Origin of the sequence: Bacillus sp. FJAT-49711, assembly GCF_018343715.1 — a bacterium.
Taxonomy (GTDB): Bacteria; Bacillota; Bacilli; order Bacillales; family Bacillaceae_C; genus Lederbergia.
Genome location: NZ_JAGYPL010000003.1, coordinates 59,828 through 76,419 on the forward strand (window position 1 = coordinate 59,828; position 16,592 = coordinate 76,419).

Genomic DNA, 16,592 nt, shown 5'->3' on the forward strand with positions numbered 1-16,592 from the left:
CTCATACTAAAGCTAGGGTTCGGGTTCTATGTTACAATGCATCTGGCAGATTATATTTATACATTTCAATAGCATTTGTGTTCTTTTCCAAAACAGCAATAGTTTTAGGATTTGGTTCTGTATAAATAATGGGATAATCTTGTTCGTCGAAATTCTTTTGGACCGAAAATGCCAAAATCTCTTCATCGATTGAGAATTCAGCTTGAACTCCGGGCTTATTTCCACGAGCATCTAACCGAACCCATCTATTCAATGAACTAAGAAATACTCCATTTAATGTATGAAGCGAATATCCCTTATCTGGTGTATCGAAAATCATTAATCGTTGATAACAAAAACCTGTAGGTATTCCATGCGACCTTAGTAAAGCAGCCAATAAATTTGATTTTGCGTAACATATACCTTCTCTGTATTTAAGTACGTCGAAGGATTTGCACGTAACTCTTGTACTTTGTATATCCCAGGAATGTGATATTTCGTCTCTTACAAATGTGTAAGCAATCTTAACCTTTTCCATTTCCGACTGTTCCTCGTTAAATAATTCGGTAATAATTTCTTTAATTAGTGGATGAGAAAAGTTAATAATATTTGTTTCTTTCAAATAGTCATTTAGATCTGTTGATTCAGCTAAAAGTTCCAAATAATTGCTCCTTCCTATTCGAAATTGTCATTCGGACTTTTTTATCTTCATCTTTTTAAGGCACTACACCTCATTTTGTCGATTAGGATATTCTCGCATCAAAATCAAGATAAACGCCGCACTCACTCCGGCTAGAATGGCTACTCCATGAATATCACGAAATACTAAAAGGATCAATGCACCCACTAAACAAACTAAACTAGAAATGAAGCTCAACCGGTTATTTCTCCTTGCGAAAATTGAGATTAGGAAAGCTGTGGCTACGTACAGACTTACTGTTACGTATATTTGTCCACTTGCATAACCAACTAAACCAACTACAATGTACAGACCTGCAATAGCAAAGATCGGATGTACGCGCCTTTTCCGGCGAAGCATCGCTACGACCAGACCTCCTAAAAGCCCGCAAAAGCCTACAGATGCTCCGGCCCCATAAGGATCCCAACCAGCATAGCCTATGATTTCCCCCATAACCCCGCCTGCTAGATAAAGCGTAAGAAACTGAATTTTGCCGTATAACCTCTCTACTACAATTCCTAAAAATGCAATGCACACTATATTAAATAAATACTGTATCCATCCATCAGAATGGACTAGCAATGGTGTTATGATTCTCCACCACTCCCCATTTGCAAAATTAATGGGATCGCGACGAAGACTAAATAAAATTTCGGGAAAAACAAACTGAAGAATCGTCATTACAGAAGTAACTGCAATGACACCACTCGTCATTGGAAAGAAATACTTATTGGGTCTAAACATCAAAAATACCTTCTTCCGCATTCAGTTTATGCTGGCCATAAAAAATGCAGCTTGTCCGCATATTCTACTAGCTTCCCGAACTTGTATGTTTACCAAAATGATTTTATGTTCTCCTACATTAATTTAAATAGTTCCAATAATACATTCTGCATATTTGTTCTGATGCCCTCTCTAGCAAAATTCCCGCTTCTCTCAGGGCCATTTCTAGAGACATTGGTTGATTAATAATGCTAAAAACACCTACGACGCCGTATTGATATAGATTTTGTATATTCTCCCCAACTGAACCCGCGAGTATAATAGTAGGTATATTCTCCTTCTGGGATGCCTGAGCAACTCCCATTGGCGTTTTTCCATACACCGTTTGAAAGTCCACTTTTCCTTCGCCTGTGATCACTAAATCTGCTCCATTCAGCGCTTCATCAAATTTAGCATACTCCAAAACAACTTCTATTCCTCTTTTCATATTGGAAGAAAAAAATGCTAAAAAAGCTCCACCTATTCCTCCCGCTGCTCCCGCACCTGGCATGTCATGCAACCTTACTCCAGCTGCTTTTTCTACAAGATTGGCATAGTGTAAAAGATTCTTGTCTAAGATTTTTACCATCTCATCTGTTGCGCCTTTTTGTGGACCAAAAACATAAGAAGCACCTTTTTCACCTACTAAAGGGTTTTCAACATCCGAGGCAATTAGAAATCTGCTTTCTTTTATTCTTTGATCGAAATATTCAGTTGAAATATCGTGAATTTTTCCTAATTCACCGCCGCCAAAACCTATTTCATTTCCATCCTTATCATTAAACCTCATCCCAAGTGCTTGAAGCATGCCTACTCCGCCATCATTCGTTGCCGAACCGCCTATCGCAAGAACAAAATTGCGATAACCTTTATCCAATGCTGATTTAATTAATTCTCCTGTTCCATATGTAGTCGCTAACATTGGATTTCTTTCACAATCTGCAATCAAATTAAGGCCGGAAGCAACAGCCATTTCGATCACACACGTCGTTTGGTCTCCAAGTACTCCGAAATAGGCATCCACCTCTTTTCCATGGGGACCCGTTACTTTTTTATATACCTTTTGACCACTTGTTGAAGTTATTAACGTTTCTAGTGTACCTTCCCCTCCATCTGCTACTGGAATTAACACCGTTTCGGCATTTGGGAAAGCATTTTTTATTCCTTTTTCAATCGCTAAAGCAGCATCCTTCGCGGATAAACTGCCTTTAAACGAATCTGGTGCAATAACAATTTTTATGATGATCATCTCCTTATTTATTTAGGAAGGATTCTTCCTTTAATTAAATTTCATTCAATTATAATCATATTGATTAAAAATTACTTTATCAGTACAATACAATTTAACAAGAAGAAAACACCAAATATTTGTACATATTGACCAAAAATCCGCCTATCTATTCTGTATAATAAGTCGAAAAATGTCACTTTTGCACAAAGGAGAATCAAAATGATTACCCATGAAATGGCTGAAATGCTCGTAAAAGAGACTTCAAAAGTCCTAGACTTAAACATTAACATTATGAACGAAAAAGGAATTATTATCGCCTCTGGAGATTCATCACGACTATATAGTATTCATGAGGGTGCATTAGAGGTCATTAAAAGTGGACAGACATTTGAAATAACTCTAAAAAATAAAAAGCAATTAAGAGGTACAAAGCCGGGAATTAATTTACCTATTACTTTTCAAAATCAAATCGTAGCCGTTATCGGCATAACGGGAAATCCTGAAACAATTGGAAACAGAGCCGGCCTCGTTAAAATGATGGCTGAACTATTGGTGAAGCAATCATACATTGCCTCCCAAACGGAATGGCGACAAAGAATGAAAGAGATGACGATTGAAGAGCTATTAAAACAAGACCCAAATTACGAATACGTGAATCGATGGCTAGGTCTTCTAAACATTCATCTCGAAGGTCCATTCATAATCTCATTGATAGATATTTCCGATCACTCATTTTCCAGCCAAACACTTATAAATGATGCGGAAGATATTATCAAAAAAGGAATGACAGGCTTCATTAATACTAATAAAATGATATTAATCCTCACCGATGGCACATTTACTCAAGGAGAAGAAAAGCTTTCCACGCTATATAAAGATTTGATAAAAAAGAACCTAGGAATTAGGCTTGCTTATAGTTCACAAATTCATAATCTAGAAAATATTGCTAGAGGTTATAAAGAATGTGAGATGGCCCTTTCAATAAGTGATGACTCAACTAAAATCGTTTCCTATACAGACATTGAACCAAAGGCACTTATACATCAAATTGATCGCAAACTTGGTGAACCCTTTTCTAATAGAATCCTACAGGGCAGTATTAAAAATCACCTCGAAACATTACAAGCTTTTTTTGACTGCAATTTTAACATTAAAGAAACAGCGGAAAAACTATTCATTCATCGAAACACATTGATTTATAGACTCAATAAAATAAAAGAGGAAAGCGGCTATGATCCACAAAACTTTAAAGACGCTTTTGCCTTACAAATGGGAATGTGGTTAAGTGATACATAAAAAAATAAAAGGAGGCAACACAAAATGAAATCAGCATTAGTATTAGGAGGAACTCGTTTTTTCGGTAAGGAGCTTGTCCATTCCTTGCTTTCTAAAGGTGTCAATGTGACGATTGCTACTAGAGGTAAAAGTGGAAACCCATTTGGAGATAAAGTAAAACATATTATTGCTGACCGATATGACATGAAATCTTTGCAAACAGCCTGTGAGGGATTATACTTTGATGTTGTTTATGACCAAATTGGATACTCATCAGAAGATATCAATATTGCGTATGAAGCGTTGAAAGATAAAGTAGGTAAGTTTGTTTTCACCTCTTCCATGTCCGTTTATGAATATGGGTATAATCTTTCTGAAGACGCATTCAATCCATATAGATATCCGCTAAATGTCGTTAAAAGCCAAGATGTATCGTATGGAGAAGGAAAAAAGCTTGCCGAAACTTCCCTATTTTCCAAGAAAGAACTTCCCGCTGTAGCAGTGCGCATCCCGATTGTTTTAGGTGAAGAAGATTATACCGAGCGTCTGCTTTTTCATGTAAGGAAAATAAAAAACGGAGAAGAAATCGGGATGCCCAATCCCAACGCCCATCTCAACTTTATTTCTGCCCGCGAAGCTGGTGAGTTTCTTGCATGGATAGGAATACAAGATTTTACAGGACCAGTCAATGCATGTGCAAATGGAGACATTCAATTGGCCGATTTAATGAAGCTAATTGAATCCAAAACAGGAAAAAATGCTGTATTGACGACAAATCTGGTGGATGAAAACCGTTCACCTTATGGAATTGAAAAAACTTGGACAATGGATAATTCAAAAGCCACCGAACTAGGCTACGAGTTTAGTAACTTATCTGACTGGCTTCCTGGATTAATTGAACATTGCAATAAAATAGTTTGAATGAAAAAATACCGTTTTAACAATAAGTAGATCCGTTTTCTTGGAGAAAAATAGTAATACTGCTTTATTGTTCTTAAAGAAAATACACCTAGAATAGAATCGCAAATAGCACCCGAAATAACATTTTGATAATATCTATTGTCATCGTGATAATTCAGGTGCTATTTCAATTGTAACTTTATCTAAAAAGGAAAAAGGATATGGATAAAAATGTTAAAACTATTAAGAATCACTTAAATTACCTTAATTAGAAAGGGCGGTAACATTGAATAAAGTGCTCCTGAAATATATGTCTGATTTTACTTTAATCAGCGAAGATGAACAGCGCGCAATCTCTGAAAGTTTACGAATCGATGAATATAAAAAAGGAAAATACCTTCTTAGACAAGGAGAACTTTCCACCGTTAAATGTTATTTCGTATTAATGGGATGTGTTAAGCAGTTTTTTATAGATGAATTAGGTAATGAGGTTACATCAAATTTTTTTACTGAAGAACAAGCTATTCCAATTATCAATGACCAGACCCATGGTGAATTGTCAAAGTATTCATTAGTGTGTGTCGAAGACTGCCTATTAGTTGTTGGCGATGTTGATTCTGAAAAAACGATGTTTAATAAATACCCACAACTGGAAACAATGATACGCAAAATGATGGAGATAAACCTTGGTGAAATACAAGAGCAATTCGGAGAATTTATCAATTCTTCTCCAGAAGGACGCTACGAATCCGTTTTAAGGAAACGTCCCCAGTTAGTTGACCGTGTACCACAGCATCAATTGGCTAGTTATCTTGGAATTGCTCCCGAGTCATTAAGTAGAATAAAAAAGCGAATTAAAAAAAATAAATTTTAAAATAGATCTTATCCACATTTTGCAATCTTCTAGCCTCTTAGCAGCAACAATTTACCGAAGGCTAACTCACCAAACATCATTGAACTATATTCCACACTTACACTTTTGTAATAACCACCATACAAAAACTCTAAAGTCTCTAGAAATTAACTTAAGTCAATGAAAGGTTTTTATCACCTTGTTATGATTAAAATTAAATCTAGGAGTTGTGAATTTGGAGGGGTTTATATGAAAGCAATAATTTGTGATAAATATGGTTCACCCGATGTACTTGAATTAAAAGAGATCAAAAAACCCTTACCTACCGATAATCAAGTATTGGTAAAGGTTCATACAGCATCCTTAAACTTTGGTAATTTGGTACTTTTGAAGGGCAAACCTTTCTTAGCCCGTTTTGCCTTCGGACTAACGAGACCAAAATACTCTATTCCAGGAGGTGACATAGCTGGTACAGTTGAAGCTGTTGGTAAAGACATTAAGTTATTTCAAGTAGGTGATAAAGTATTTGGCGACCTCTCTTGTTGTGGTTGGGGCGGTTTAGCTGAATATGCAGCAGTTCCCGAACATGCTATAGCCTTAAAGCCAACCAATATCTCCTTTGAGGAAGCTGCCGCAACACCTATGGCAAGCGTGACTGCCTTACAGGGATTACGTGATAAAGGTAAGATTAAATCGGGACAAAAGGTATTAATTTATGGGGCATCTGGTGGTGTCGGTACTTTCGCGGTACAAATCGCCAAATCATTTGGCGCTGAAGTAACAGGTGTATGTAGTACAAGAAATATAAAGATATTACGTTCAATAGGAGTCGACCATATCATTGATTATACAAAAGATGATTTCACCAAAGATGAAGAGCGTTACGATTTGATTCTGGGTGTGAACGGTTCCAATTCCATATCAGCTTATAAACGTGTACTAAAACCAAATGGGCATTTTGTTCACGTAGGAGGTTCCGAATCCCAATATTTTCAAACATTATTTCTTGGACCTTTTATTTCAATAGCCGGAAACAAGAAAATAAGTAATCTGTTACAGAGAGCAAACCAAAAAGACTTAAATCATGTAAAAGAATTACTTGAGACTAGTAAAATAAAACCAATAATTGATAAACGGTATAAGTTAAGTGAAGTACCTGAAGCATTCAAATATTTTCAGGGAGGTCACGCTCAAGGTAAAGTTATAATTACTGTATAACGAAGTGCTTTGAATTAAAGTTTTACCACATTTAAGTCAAAAAGCTTGAAATTTTTCTCAAGCTTTTTTTTTATGTGCTAATTCATATGATTAAACCTGTAATTATAGATTTTTCTCCACGTTATCGAACTACATATCTAACAATCAGGATTTTTCTCACTAATTATTCAAAATTGCTTCTGCAAAAGCAACAGTCTTCACTAAACCCTCGTATTCCTCAGGAGTTGAGCCATCTTCCACACACCAGCAAATCCCCATTGCTGTTTCAACAAACAAGCATTTCCTTATTATTTCATTTGGTATGTCTAGACTTTTTTCTAAGAAATTGATGATATCGTTTATTGTCACATGCAGTTCCGGAGTTATGTCATCACCAAATTCATTTAATATAAAGCGCGGCACATCAAAAATCGGATCCCCTACTACTCCTTTTGGATCAATAATTTTATACTTACCATCTGAACATAGCAAAATATTATCATGGTGAAAATCACCATGAAGCAACATCTTTTGGGTGTATATACTGGACAATGAATGGCATGTATCTTGTGCTTTTTTCATATACACATATAGTTCATGAAAATCTTGACGCTGGCTCATGTAGGCCGCTATTTTATCAACCCACTCTACATAAGTAGGATATATTTCAGGTTTGATAGCTTTAATATGCAAATCTTTATAAAGAGACGAAAATACAGAAAGCCTTTTTTCGAGGGAATCCACATCCCTTAAAGGAATTCCCGGCTTTATCCATTCTTCTAATATGACACCCTTTTCAATATCAGCCTCAAAAACTCTACAAAATCTTTTCCCATCGTATTCATTTAATGCATTGAATTCAGTAAAAATTTCTCTTGCTTGTGGATTACCTAATTTCAATACAACATCTCCAAACTTTTCCGATCGACATGTAAAAACGATGTTCGCAGAGTAGGAAGGAATAAATTGAAAAGTAGTTAACGACCATCTCTTAGAATATACATCTATATTTCTCAAAACTTCTTCGTAAAAAGCTTTTCCAAAATGATTGATGATCTTTTCGATTTCTTCTTGTTTAAACCTATAACTTAACATTTTGCCCCCTAAAAGATTAACTCTACTCGTATTTTTGGTGCTGCTAATTGTATTCGTTATAGATTTTCTTCACTTATAGCCATTTCTCCTCTATTATTACTACATGAATGTGATATTATTTATTTTATTATAGGGGGGAGACGTTTGTTAAATATTAGATATAAAGAAGGTACAAATATTAACGCGGAGGAGCTCTCTCAATTATTTATTTCTTCGGGTATAAAAAGACCAACGAATGATTTAAACCGGCTACAACGGATGATAGATAATTCAGATATTATTTTAACGGCTTGGGATAAAGATAGACTTGTTGGGATTGCTAGAGCTATTACAGATTATAGTTATTGTTGCTATCTATCCGATTTAGCAGTGAGTCAGGATTATCAAAAAAGCGGAATAGGCAATGAGCTTATAAGATTGCTGAAGGAACATATTGGCGAAGAAGTATCCTTATTACTTTTATCCTCACCATCCGCAATGAAATACTATCCAAAAGTTGGTTTTGAAACAGTACAAAATGGATTTAAGATTTCTAGAATGAGATAAGATATTTAATCATTGCTTCAGTTTTTACCATAATTACGGAGTATATCCATTTGTATCATAACTTCGCGATTTGTCCAACAACAACCTTTTGTTGGACAAATGCACTTGCTTTTTCACAATTCTGTCTAACAACGAGTCTTTGATGGACAAAGGAATCTGACTTTTCCTAATTTTGTCCATCATCAATACTTTGTTGGCAAATGCACCTGTTTTTTCGCAATTTGTCACAACTGCAATGCGCATTGGATCCTTATGCTCAATACCCTCATCGGTTGGCACATTTCCTATTTGATCGAGAAGATTCGCTTCATAACTTCTTGAATTATTTAATATACATATTTTAAAATAACAATGATTCATCTCCTACCGACTTACAGTAAGGAAAGATATTTTCGTTGACTATTGTTAAAATTATCTACTTTTTGCAATGATTTTCTATATAATGGATGTAAGTAAGAGCTCTACAGTGTATCTGCTGCGCTCAATGTTTATTGGATAAAAGGATGGAGGAGAAACATTTAATGTCTAATGATCCTGAGGTTTTCTTAAATAAGGACAAAGAAGAAATTCCAAAGACGAAAATAGAAAGAAAAGAAGGAGAACCCACTTCAGCTTTCAAAGGGGCTTCATGGGCGGCGCTGGCGGTGGGTGTTACAGCTTACCTCATCGGATTGTTTAACGCTTCTATGCAACTTAATGAAAAAGGATATTATTTTGCGGTCTTAATATTCGGACTCTATTCAGCGGTATCTTTGCAAAAAGCAGTGAGGGATAAAGATGAGGGAATACCAGTTACTAGTATTTACTATGGGATTAGTTGGGTTGCACTTATTGTTTCTATTTCCTTAATGGCTATTGGTTTATACAATGCTGGAAGTATCATTTTAAGCGAAAAAGGATTTTATGCTATGTCCTTTGTTCTAAGTTTATTTGCAGCCATAACGGTACAGAAAAATATTAGAGATACACAGAGGGCTAGAGAAAAAGATTGAGCTTAGAACTTCAAATTTCTAATCACTTTATTGGGTATCTTATTATGTTAACCCCGTCTTTTAAGAACGGGGTTAACATGTTTTAAAGAAATATCAATAGCTACAGGACCTCTAATTCACTCGCATCCTTGTTCAATGCTTTTTCCCCTGCTTCTAATACTTCTATAATTCGATCTACGTCATAAATACTTCCACGCCAAGTGCCGCCGCTCACCTTTTGCAATGCTGCCCATAATCTTGTATCGTCTGGCAGCCCTTCTGCAGGCTTAATTTCATTGGATTTTCGTTTCGTTAAAATCCGAGCTCCTTCTTCAGGAGAAACCTGATGATCTTTTGTACCTAAAAAATTGACTCGCCCCTCTAAATTCACTGTATCAATTTTCACTTCAACAATATCGCCATCTCGAAGTTTTCCAATCGGTCCATCAGCCAAACCTTCAGGCCCAACATGCCCTATACAAGCACCCGTCGAAACACCTGAGAACCGAGCATCCGTAATCAACGTCACATGTTTTCCAAATGAAAGATGCTTTAACGCAGAAGTTAATTGATACGTCTCTTCCATTCCAGTTCCAAGCGGTCCGCATCCAGAAACGATCATGACATCACCCGCCACGATTTTCCCTTTCCTAATTGCCCTAATTCCATCTCTTTCACTCGTAAAGACTTTCGCTTCACCTTTATGATAAAAAATTCCGTTTTTATCTATTTTTTCTTTGTCAATCGAAGTTGATTTGATGACCGAGCCTTCAGGTGCAATATTTCCGGTTGGAAACGTGATGGTCGAGGTCATGCCTTTCTTTTCAGCTTGTTCCTTTGACATAATAACCTCAAAAGCATCAATACCGTCAGCGATTTTTAAGCGCTCTTTCATTAGCCTTCGGCGCTCAGATTGCTCCCACCAATCTAGGTTCTCTCGGAGAGTTTTCCCTGTTACAGTCATGACATCCTCGTTTAACAACCCTAAATTTCTTAAATGCAGCATTACTTCTGGTACACCGCCTGCAAGATAAGCTCGAATAGTCGGATGGTATTCTGGTCCATTCGGAAGGACGCTCACTAGCCTTGGTGTTTGTCTGTTTACTTTGATCCAATCCCCTACAGCTGGAATTGCACATCCTGCCGCATGCGCAATTGCGGGTATATGTAAAAGCAAATTCGTAGAGCCGCCAAATGCAGCATGTACCACCATTGCATTATGAATAGCTTCATCCGTTACAATATCCTTCGTCGTCATGCGTTTTTGTTCCATTTCAATGACGGCTCGAGCCGAGTTTCTTGCCATTTCCCTCCAAATTTCTTGGCCAGATGGGGCAAGTGCCGAATGGGGCAGAGATAATCCCAGCGCTTCACTCACTACTTGAGCAGTTGCGGCAGTTCCTAAAAATTGGCACCCTCCGCCAGGTGTTGCACATGCCCTGCAGCCTAGTTCCGCTGCTTCTTCAAGTGTAATTTCGTTAGCGGAGTAACGGGCACCAATTGTTTGAATCTTCCCAGCATCTTCGCCGTATTCTGGGGGCAACGTCACTCCCCCTGGAATGACAACGGTCGGAAGATCATGCATGGAAGCGAGTGCCAACATCATCGCCGGTAACCCTTTATCACATGTTCCAATACCAATAACAGCCTTACGTGTCGGAAGGGAACGAATCAACCTGCGATACACAATTGCTGCATCATTTCGGTATGGAAAAGAATCAAACATGCCCGTCGTCCCTTGGGATCTTCCATCACATGGATCACTTACATATGCTGCAAAGGGAATCCCTCCAGCACGATTGATTTCCATCGCCGCTTCCTTCATTAATTGATCAACTTCCCAGTGGCCCGTGTGATAGCCTAAAGCAATGGGAAATCCATCGCTATCTTTCATGCCGCCTTGTGTACTGAGCAATAATACTTCTTTTCCTCGAAGATTATTTGGCGACCAACCCATTCCAACATTTTGAGACAATCCAAATAAATCACCACTCGGTGAGTTCCGCAACATATAATCCGTCAATGGCAGCTTGCCTTCTGGCCCTTTCGCTTTCGTTTGGATATTTTCTATCGTTTCCCGTACTGTCGATAATAAATGATCCATTCCCATCCCCCCTTATTGCGCCGCCACTGGATTTCGCAACAGTCCAATGCCGGAAATCACAATTTCTACTACATCACCATCTTTTAACGTGAAATCATTTGGAGGAACGATACATGTGCCGGTTAATAATACAGTTCCGGGAAAAAGTTCATTATCCCTCTGTAAAAATTCAACTAATTCCTCATATTTTCTTTTTAATTGAGAGGTACTTGCTGCATCTTCAAAAATCTTTTCACCTTCCCGAAAAACGGTGCACTTAATATCAAAAGCATATGGATCCTCAACCGTCTCGGCTAGTAAAATCGCTGGCCCAATTGAACACGAATGTTTCCACATTTTTGCTTGCGGCAAATATAGCGGATTTTCGCCTTCAATATCTCGGCAGCTCATGTCATTTCCTATCGTGTATCCGACAATGTTTCCCAATCCATCTACCACTAACCCTAACTCTGGTTCAGGAATTTGCCATGTTGAATCGGATCGTAAATATAGTGATTCGTTCGGTCCAATCGTTCTTTTATCCGTCGATTTGAGAAAAAGCTCAGGCCGCTCCGCAACGTAAACCTTGTCATAAAATGAAACAGACGGCTCACTCCCTTGTGATTCATAGTTTCGCGCATCTTTGCTTCTTAAATATGTAACACCGCTTGCCCATACTTCTTGGGCATTGATAGGCAGCTCAAGATTCAATTCATCTAGTGATTTTTGAATAGGTTCAGTTCCATTTAACTCTTCATTCACCAAAGTGAGACAGCTCTTTTGTTGTTCATTACATGTTTCCAGTAATTCCTGAAAGTCTTGAAATGGCAATGGATAAATCTTTGAATCTCCTGTTACGGCAGCCAATTGTGTCTTATCTGATTCAGCATAACGAATGATTCTCATGATCTAATCTCCTCTTTTTTAAAATGGCTATATTCTAAACTTTGTTTTGTAAAAATCCAATAAGGAAGTTTAGTCGTTCATATTAAACTGGTAGCTCTTTTCACATTTAAAAATCTTTTTCTCAATATTTAGATTTACATCAAATAGCATCATTGTTTGAGAAAGAATCAATAAAATTAACCTTTCACAAACACTGTTTTAATAGATGTGTAAAATTCAATCGCTGCTTCTCCTTGCTCACGTGAATGGGAACTTGAACTTTTCATCCCTCCAAAAGGAGCTTGAAGTTCGACTCCTGCTGTTTCTGCATTGATTCTAACTAGGCCGGCATCCACTCTGTCAATAAACTTTAACATGGCGGAAACATTTTCCGTATATATCGATGCGCTTAGCCCAAACTGTGTATCATTGGCCAATGTAAAAGCTTCATCCAAATCATCAAATGGAATGATGGCAATGACTGGTCCAAATATTTCTTCCTGAGCAATTTGCATTTTGCTATCAACATCATCAAAAATCGTTGGCTCGACGTAAAATCCTTGATCATATTCTGAACCTGTCAATCGATTGCCGCCAAATAGAAGTTTTGCCCCTTCTTCCTTTCCTTTTTCAATATAAGAAAGGACTGTTTCCATTTGCGCCTCGGACGAACATGGTCCCATCCAAACTCCCTCCTCCAATCCATTTCCGATTTTGATAGATTCGGAGGCTGATAGAAGCTTGTCTACAAAGGCTTGTTTTATATTTCTATGTACGAGTACGCGACTAGTTGCTGTACATTTTTGTCCTGTCGAACGAAATGCACCACTAATCGTACCTTCGACTGCTTTTTCAAGGTCGGCATCTTCAGAGATAATGACAGGATTTTTTCCGCCCATTTCCAGCTGAAACTTCGCACCTCTTTCAACAGCGCCCCTTGCAATTTGTTTTCCGACTACGTCAGATCCAGTAAAAGAAATACCTGCAATTCCTGTATGATTCACGATTCCATTTCCTATGACACTACCGGAACCAGTGACCATGTTGATAACTCCTTTTGGAAGACCTGCTTCATGAAAACACTCTATTACTTTTGCGGCTGTAATAGCGGTTTCAGATGCTGGCTTAATAACAACCGTATTTCCGTAAATGAGAGCCGGGGCCATTTTCCAAATTGGAATCGCCACCGGGAAGTTCCACGGAGTAATGATGCCAACAACTCCTAATGGAACACGCTTCGTAAACATGAATGCTTCACTGTCAGTAGAAGGAATGACGTCTCCTACTTTCCGCATACCCTCGCCGGCATAATAACGTAAAATAGCCACTCCCCTTGCCGTTTCTCCCTTTGCTTCAGGGAATGTTTTTCCCATTTCTCTTGTCATTGTAACTGCGATATCACCCAAGCGAGACTCTAGTAAGTTGGCCACTTTAAATAAATAATCGCCCCTTGCCGCACCTGAAAGACCTGCCCAACTATCTTTTGCCTCGGATGCCGCTTGAACAGCAGCGTCTAAATCCTCTACTGTTGAAGCAGGTGTATGCCCCACGACTTCTTGCGTTGCCGGATTAATAACCTTTTTCGAATTTCCAGAAACTGAAGGTCTCCATTCACCGCTTATGTAATTAGTATACGCTTTCATTTTTGTGTCCTCCTTAGTGTGGTTTAGTATATATATTGATTTATATATTAATGTGAGACAAGATTAGAAGGTAGGCCCTATCCTCCAAATTCCAAAGTCATGTTGCTTCAATATCTCGGCCTTCGTTTTTTTACCCATAGAAACTGAGACGATTTCGTCTAAAATCCGATTCCCAACATCTTGTACTGTTTCTTTTCCCTCTATAATGGTTCCTGCGTTCATATCAATGTTTTCTTCCATTCTTTCAAATATACCTGTATTTGTCGCAATTTTAATAGTTGGTACAATTGGTGAGCCTGTTGGTGTCCCTCTTCCGGTAGTAAATAAAACAATTTGAGCTCCACCAGCAGCCATTCCTGTCAATTGCTCGATATCATGACCGGGAGTATCCATCCAAACTAACCCTTTTTTTGTCGGTGTTTCCGCATAATCAATCAGTTCTTGTAAAGGCCTCGTTCCCGCTTTTGTCGCGGCTCCTAACGATTTTTCTTCTAAAGAACTCAGGCCACCTTTAATATTCCCGGGGCTTGGATTTCCAGTTCTAATATCAACACCCATCTGTATAGCCCGATTTTCCATAACGGAAATCACTTGATACACTTTTTTAGCTACACTGTCATCTACAGCTCGATCAGCAAGTAAATGCTCGGCACCAATTAATTCTGTTGTTTCAGCTAAAATAGCGGTTCCACCTTGATCAACAATCATATCACTCACTGCCCCAACAGCTGGATTCGCAGAAATACCTGAACAAGCGTCAGAACCTCCACACTCCGTACCAATAATCAATTCATCGAATGAAAATGTCACTCTTTGCTGAGCGGAGGCATCCTGGACCATTTTTGCGGCAATTTTTGCACCTTCGGCGATTGCCGTTAATGTCCCACCATAATCTTGGATTGATACTGTTTCTACCGGTTTACCGGTTTTCTTAATTTCATCAGCCACACTTCGAGCTTGATGAGTTTCACATCCAAGTCCCAATACAACGACGCCGTATACGTTAGGATTGCACCCCATACCTACATACGTTCTAAATGTCTGGTCATAATCAATGCCTACTTGAGCGCAACCATGTTGATGTACAAAGGAAACGGTTCCATCTACCAACTGAGTGATTTGCTTTGCAACTTGGACTGCGCAAGTAATGGTAGGCAAAATAAGCACATGATTTCTAATTCCTATCTTTCCGTCCGGTCTTCTAAATCCCAGCAAATTATATTGTTTATCCAACTTGATCACCTCTCCCACGGGTTCCTTCCAGATTGTGCACATGAACATGTTCTCCTACTCCGATATCTCTTGTTGCAGCGCCGATGACCTCTCCATATTTCAAAATTTTCTCTCCCTTTTTTATCGGAACGATTGAAAACTTATGGCCAAAATCAATATCATCTAGCAGTACAACTTTGATCTTTCCATTCTTATGCATCAATTCTACAGTAGAGTTCTTTTCTATATTTTTTAAAGCAACTGCAACTTTATCATTTTCATTCATAGTTACGGCTTGGTAAATATTCATCTATAAAAACACCACCTTTCAAGACTATGTTTTTTGTGGTTCTCCGTTGTAAGTGCCCACAATATTTTTTTCAATATCTTTTTGTAATGATGATTTTCCGATAACCTTATTAGTGGCAAGATTAATTATTTTCCTTGTTTCCCGGCTAAAGACTCTTTCCACAAAAAAAGGAAACAATACTCTACCATGTTAGATTGTTTCTATATTGAAGACTAAAAATCCTTTATTAATCGTTATTAAAAAAGATATATAAAAAATAGGACGCGGCACAGCACGTGCACATGTCCTTTCCTAACCATTTTATTTATTATATTCTTGCAGTTCACGTGCAGTTTTCAACTCTATGTCTTGAAGCTTACTCACCCTTCTTCTAAAATGCTCCTCAATACTGAACTCGGCCTGTAAAAAAGTTGCCACTATTTCTTTTGCAAGGCGCTCCCCTATTATTTGCGCCCCTATACATAAAACATTCACATCATCATGTTCAACACATTGGTGAGCAGAATATGTATCATGTGTAACTGCTGCGCGAATTCCTGCAAATTTATTAGCAGCTATACTAGCACCAACCCCAGTCCCACATATCATCAGACCCCGTTCAACCTCTTTATTACGTACCGCATTGCACACTTTCTCTGCTATATCCGGAAAATCAACGGGCGTTTCGCTATTACTTCCAAAATAGAACACTTCCATATTTAGCTCTTTTAAAAGATTTAAAATATAGTCTTTTAATGGATACCCAGCATGATCATTTCCAACAGCTATCCTCAAAATTACCTTCCTCCCTACTTTTACTAGGAACTCGACTTTCCTTTTTTCAAAAGGGACCTAAGGATTAACCATATTATCATTTGTCTTTCCACTTAAAACATCTACTAAATTAGTTTCAGCGGGTATACTTCCAACGTGAGGAGTTACCACTGCATTGGGCAACTCCAATAATGGATGATATACCGGTAATAGCTCTT

Annotated in this window: 17 protein-coding genes; 6 read left to right on the forward strand and 11 right to left on the reverse strand. The window is 38.0% G+C overall.

Translation table 11 applies throughout. The features are described from left to right. Window positions 1–31 precede the first annotated feature (31 nt). The 3 genes from KHA96_RS14330 to KHA96_RS14340 form a co-directional block, all read right to left on the reverse strand. On the reverse strand, window positions 32–640 hold the full coding sequence (locus KHA96_RS14330; RefSeq protein WP_213130025.1) for a transglutaminase-like domain-containing protein: 609 nt from the start codon (window positions 638–640) through the stop codon (window positions 32–34). 63 nt (window positions 641–703) lie between these two features. Beyond that, window positions 704–1,402 carry a rhomboid family intramembrane serine protease gene (locus KHA96_RS14335; protein WP_213130026.1) on the reverse strand — a complete coding sequence of 233 codons (699 nt, stop codon included), beginning with the start codon at window positions 1,400–1,402 and terminating at the stop codon, window positions 704–706. Window positions 1,403–1,520: 118 nt separating this feature from the next. After that, window positions 1,521–2,660 carry a glycerate kinase gene (locus KHA96_RS14340; RefSeq protein ID WP_213130611.1) on the reverse strand — a complete coding sequence of 380 codons (1,140 nt, stop codon included), beginning with the start codon at window positions 2,658–2,660 and terminating at the stop codon, window positions 1,521–1,523. Window positions 2,661–2,870: 210 nt separating this feature from the next. Here KHA96_RS14340 and KHA96_RS14345 point away from each other — a divergent pair, with 210 nt between their 5' ends. The 4 genes from KHA96_RS14345 (at window position 2,871) to KHA96_RS14360 (ending at window position 6,897) form a co-directional block, all read left to right on the forward strand. Then, window positions 2,871–3,947: a CdaR family transcriptional regulator gene (locus KHA96_RS14345; protein WP_213130027.1), complete on the forward strand. Its 1,077-nt coding sequence runs from the start codon at window positions 2,871–2,873 to the stop codon at window positions 3,945–3,947. Window positions 3,948–3,971: 24 nt separating this feature from the next. Beyond that, window positions 3,972–4,847: an NAD-dependent epimerase/dehydratase family protein gene (locus KHA96_RS14350; RefSeq protein ID WP_213130028.1), complete on the forward strand. Its 876-nt coding sequence runs from the start codon at window positions 3,972–3,974 to the stop codon at window positions 4,845–4,847. Between the two features lie 265 nt (window positions 4,848–5,112). Beyond that, the gene (locus KHA96_RS14355) at window positions 5,113–5,700 is read left to right on the forward strand and encodes a Crp/Fnr family transcriptional regulator (protein WP_213130029.1); all 588 of its coding nucleotides are present in this window, start codon (window positions 5,113–5,115) and stop codon (window positions 5,698–5,700) included. A 228-nt stretch (window positions 5,701–5,928) separates the two neighbouring features. After that, on the forward strand, window positions 5,929–6,897 hold the full coding sequence (locus KHA96_RS14360) for an NAD(P)-dependent alcohol dehydrogenase (RefSeq protein WP_213130030.1): 969 nt from the start codon (window positions 5,929–5,931) through the stop codon (window positions 6,895–6,897). Window positions 6,898–7,056: 159 nt separating this feature from the next. Here KHA96_RS14360 and KHA96_RS14365 read toward each other — a convergent pair whose 3' ends face one another. After that, window positions 7,057–7,971: an aminoglycoside phosphotransferase family protein gene (locus tag KHA96_RS14365; protein WP_213130031.1), complete on the reverse strand. Its 915-nt coding sequence runs from the start codon at window positions 7,969–7,971 to the stop codon at window positions 7,057–7,059. A 144-nt stretch (window positions 7,972–8,115) separates the two neighbouring features. Between KHA96_RS14365 and KHA96_RS14370 the strand changes: the two genes are divergently transcribed. After that, window positions 8,116–8,517, forward strand: coding sequence for a GNAT family N-acetyltransferase (locus tag KHA96_RS14370; protein ID WP_249315625.1), 402 nt, complete (start codon window positions 8,116–8,118; stop codon window positions 8,515–8,517). A 33-nt stretch (window positions 8,518–8,550) separates the two neighbouring features. Here KHA96_RS14370 and KHA96_RS14375 read toward each other — a convergent pair whose 3' ends face one another. Further along, window positions 8,551–8,877: a hypothetical protein gene (locus KHA96_RS14375; protein WP_213130032.1), complete on the reverse strand. Its 327-nt coding sequence runs from the start codon at window positions 8,875–8,877 to the stop codon at window positions 8,551–8,553. 161 nt (window positions 8,878–9,038) lie between these two features. Here KHA96_RS14375 and yiaA point away from each other — a divergent pair, with 161 nt between their 5' ends. Further along, the gene (yiaA, locus tag KHA96_RS14380; RefSeq protein ID WP_213130033.1) at window positions 9,039–9,509 is read left to right on the forward strand and encodes an inner membrane protein YiaA; all 471 of its coding nucleotides are present in this window, start codon (window positions 9,039–9,041) and stop codon (window positions 9,507–9,509) included. A gap of 100 nt (window positions 9,510–9,609) precedes the next feature. Here the strand turns inward: yiaA and KHA96_RS14385 are convergent, their stop codons facing one another. The 6 genes from KHA96_RS14385 to rpiB form a co-directional block, all read right to left on the reverse strand. Next, window positions 9,610–11,592 carry a YjhG/YagF family D-xylonate dehydratase gene (locus KHA96_RS14385; protein ID WP_481748245.1) on the reverse strand — a complete coding sequence of 661 codons (1,983 nt, stop codon included), beginning with the start codon at window positions 11,590–11,592 and terminating at the stop codon, window positions 9,610–9,612. Window positions 11,593–11,604: 12 nt separating this feature from the next. Then, window positions 11,605–12,477, reverse strand: a complete 873-nt coding sequence (locus KHA96_RS14390) for a fumarylacetoacetate hydrolase family protein (RefSeq protein WP_213130035.1) — start codon at window positions 12,475–12,477, stop codon at window positions 11,605–11,607. A gap of 176 nt (window positions 12,478–12,653) precedes the next feature. After that, a complete protein-coding gene (gucD, locus tag KHA96_RS14395) occupies window positions 12,654–14,099 on the reverse strand; it encodes an alpha-ketoglutaric semialdehyde dehydrogenase GucD (protein ID WP_213130036.1) in 1,446 nt (481 codons plus the stop codon). 63 nt (window positions 14,100–14,162) lie between these two features. Then, window positions 14,163–15,332, reverse strand: a complete 1,170-nt coding sequence (locus KHA96_RS14400) for a UxaA family hydrolase (RefSeq protein ID WP_249315627.1) — start codon at window positions 15,330–15,332, stop codon at window positions 14,163–14,165. Continuing rightward, window positions 15,325–15,621 carry a UxaA family hydrolase gene (locus KHA96_RS14405; RefSeq protein WP_213130038.1) on the reverse strand — a complete coding sequence of 99 codons (297 nt, stop codon included), beginning with the start codon at window positions 15,619–15,621 and terminating at the stop codon, window positions 15,325–15,327. Before KHA96_RS14405 ends, KHA96_RS14400 begins: the two co-directional genes overlap by 8 nt. 300 nt (window positions 15,622–15,921) lie before the next feature. Beyond that, window positions 15,922–16,395 carry a ribose 5-phosphate isomerase B gene (gene rpiB / locus KHA96_RS14410; protein ID WP_213130039.1) on the reverse strand — a complete coding sequence of 158 codons (474 nt, stop codon included), beginning with the start codon at window positions 16,393–16,395 and terminating at the stop codon, window positions 15,922–15,924. Window positions 16,396–16,592 lie beyond the last annotated feature (197 nt).

Coding starts and splice junctions, on each gene's coding strand:
- KHA96_RS14360 (WP_213130030.1), top strand. CDS start 5,929: ATGAAAGCAATAATTTGTGATAAATATGGTTCACCCGATGTACTTGAA.
- KHA96_RS14385 (WP_481748245.1), bottom strand. CDS start 11,592: ATGGATCATTTATTATCGACAGTACGGGAAACGATAGAAAATATCCAA.
- KHA96_RS14405 (WP_213130038.1), bottom strand. CDS start 15,621: ATGAATATTTACCAAGCCGTAACTATGAATGAAAATGATAAAGTTGCA.
- KHA96_RS14345 (WP_213130027.1), top strand. CDS start 2,871: ATGATTACCCATGAAATGGCTGAAATGCTCGTAAAAGAGACTTCAAAA.
- KHA96_RS14350 (WP_213130028.1), top strand. CDS start 3,972: ATGAAATCAGCATTAGTATTAGGAGGAACTCGTTTTTTCGGTAAGGAG.
- KHA96_RS14365 (WP_213130031.1), bottom strand. CDS start 7,971: ATGTTAAGTTATAGGTTTAAACAAGAAGAAATCGAAAAGATCATCAAT.
- gucD (WP_213130036.1), bottom strand. CDS start 14,099: ATGAAAGCGTATACTAATTACATAAGCGGTGAATGGAGACCTTCAGTT.
- KHA96_RS14375 (WP_213130032.1), bottom strand. CDS start 8,877: ATGAATCATTGTTATTTTAAAATATGTATATTAAATAATTCAAGAAGT.
- KHA96_RS14335 (WP_213130026.1), bottom strand. CDS start 1,402: ATGTTTAGACCCAATAAGTATTTCTTTCCAATGACGAGTGGTGTCATT.
- KHA96_RS14390 (WP_213130035.1), bottom strand. CDS start 12,477: ATGAGAATCATTCGTTATGCTGAATCAGATAAGACACAATTGGCTGCC.
- yiaA (WP_213130033.1), top strand. CDS start 9,039: ATGTCTAATGATCCTGAGGTTTTCTTAAATAAGGACAAAGAAGAAATT.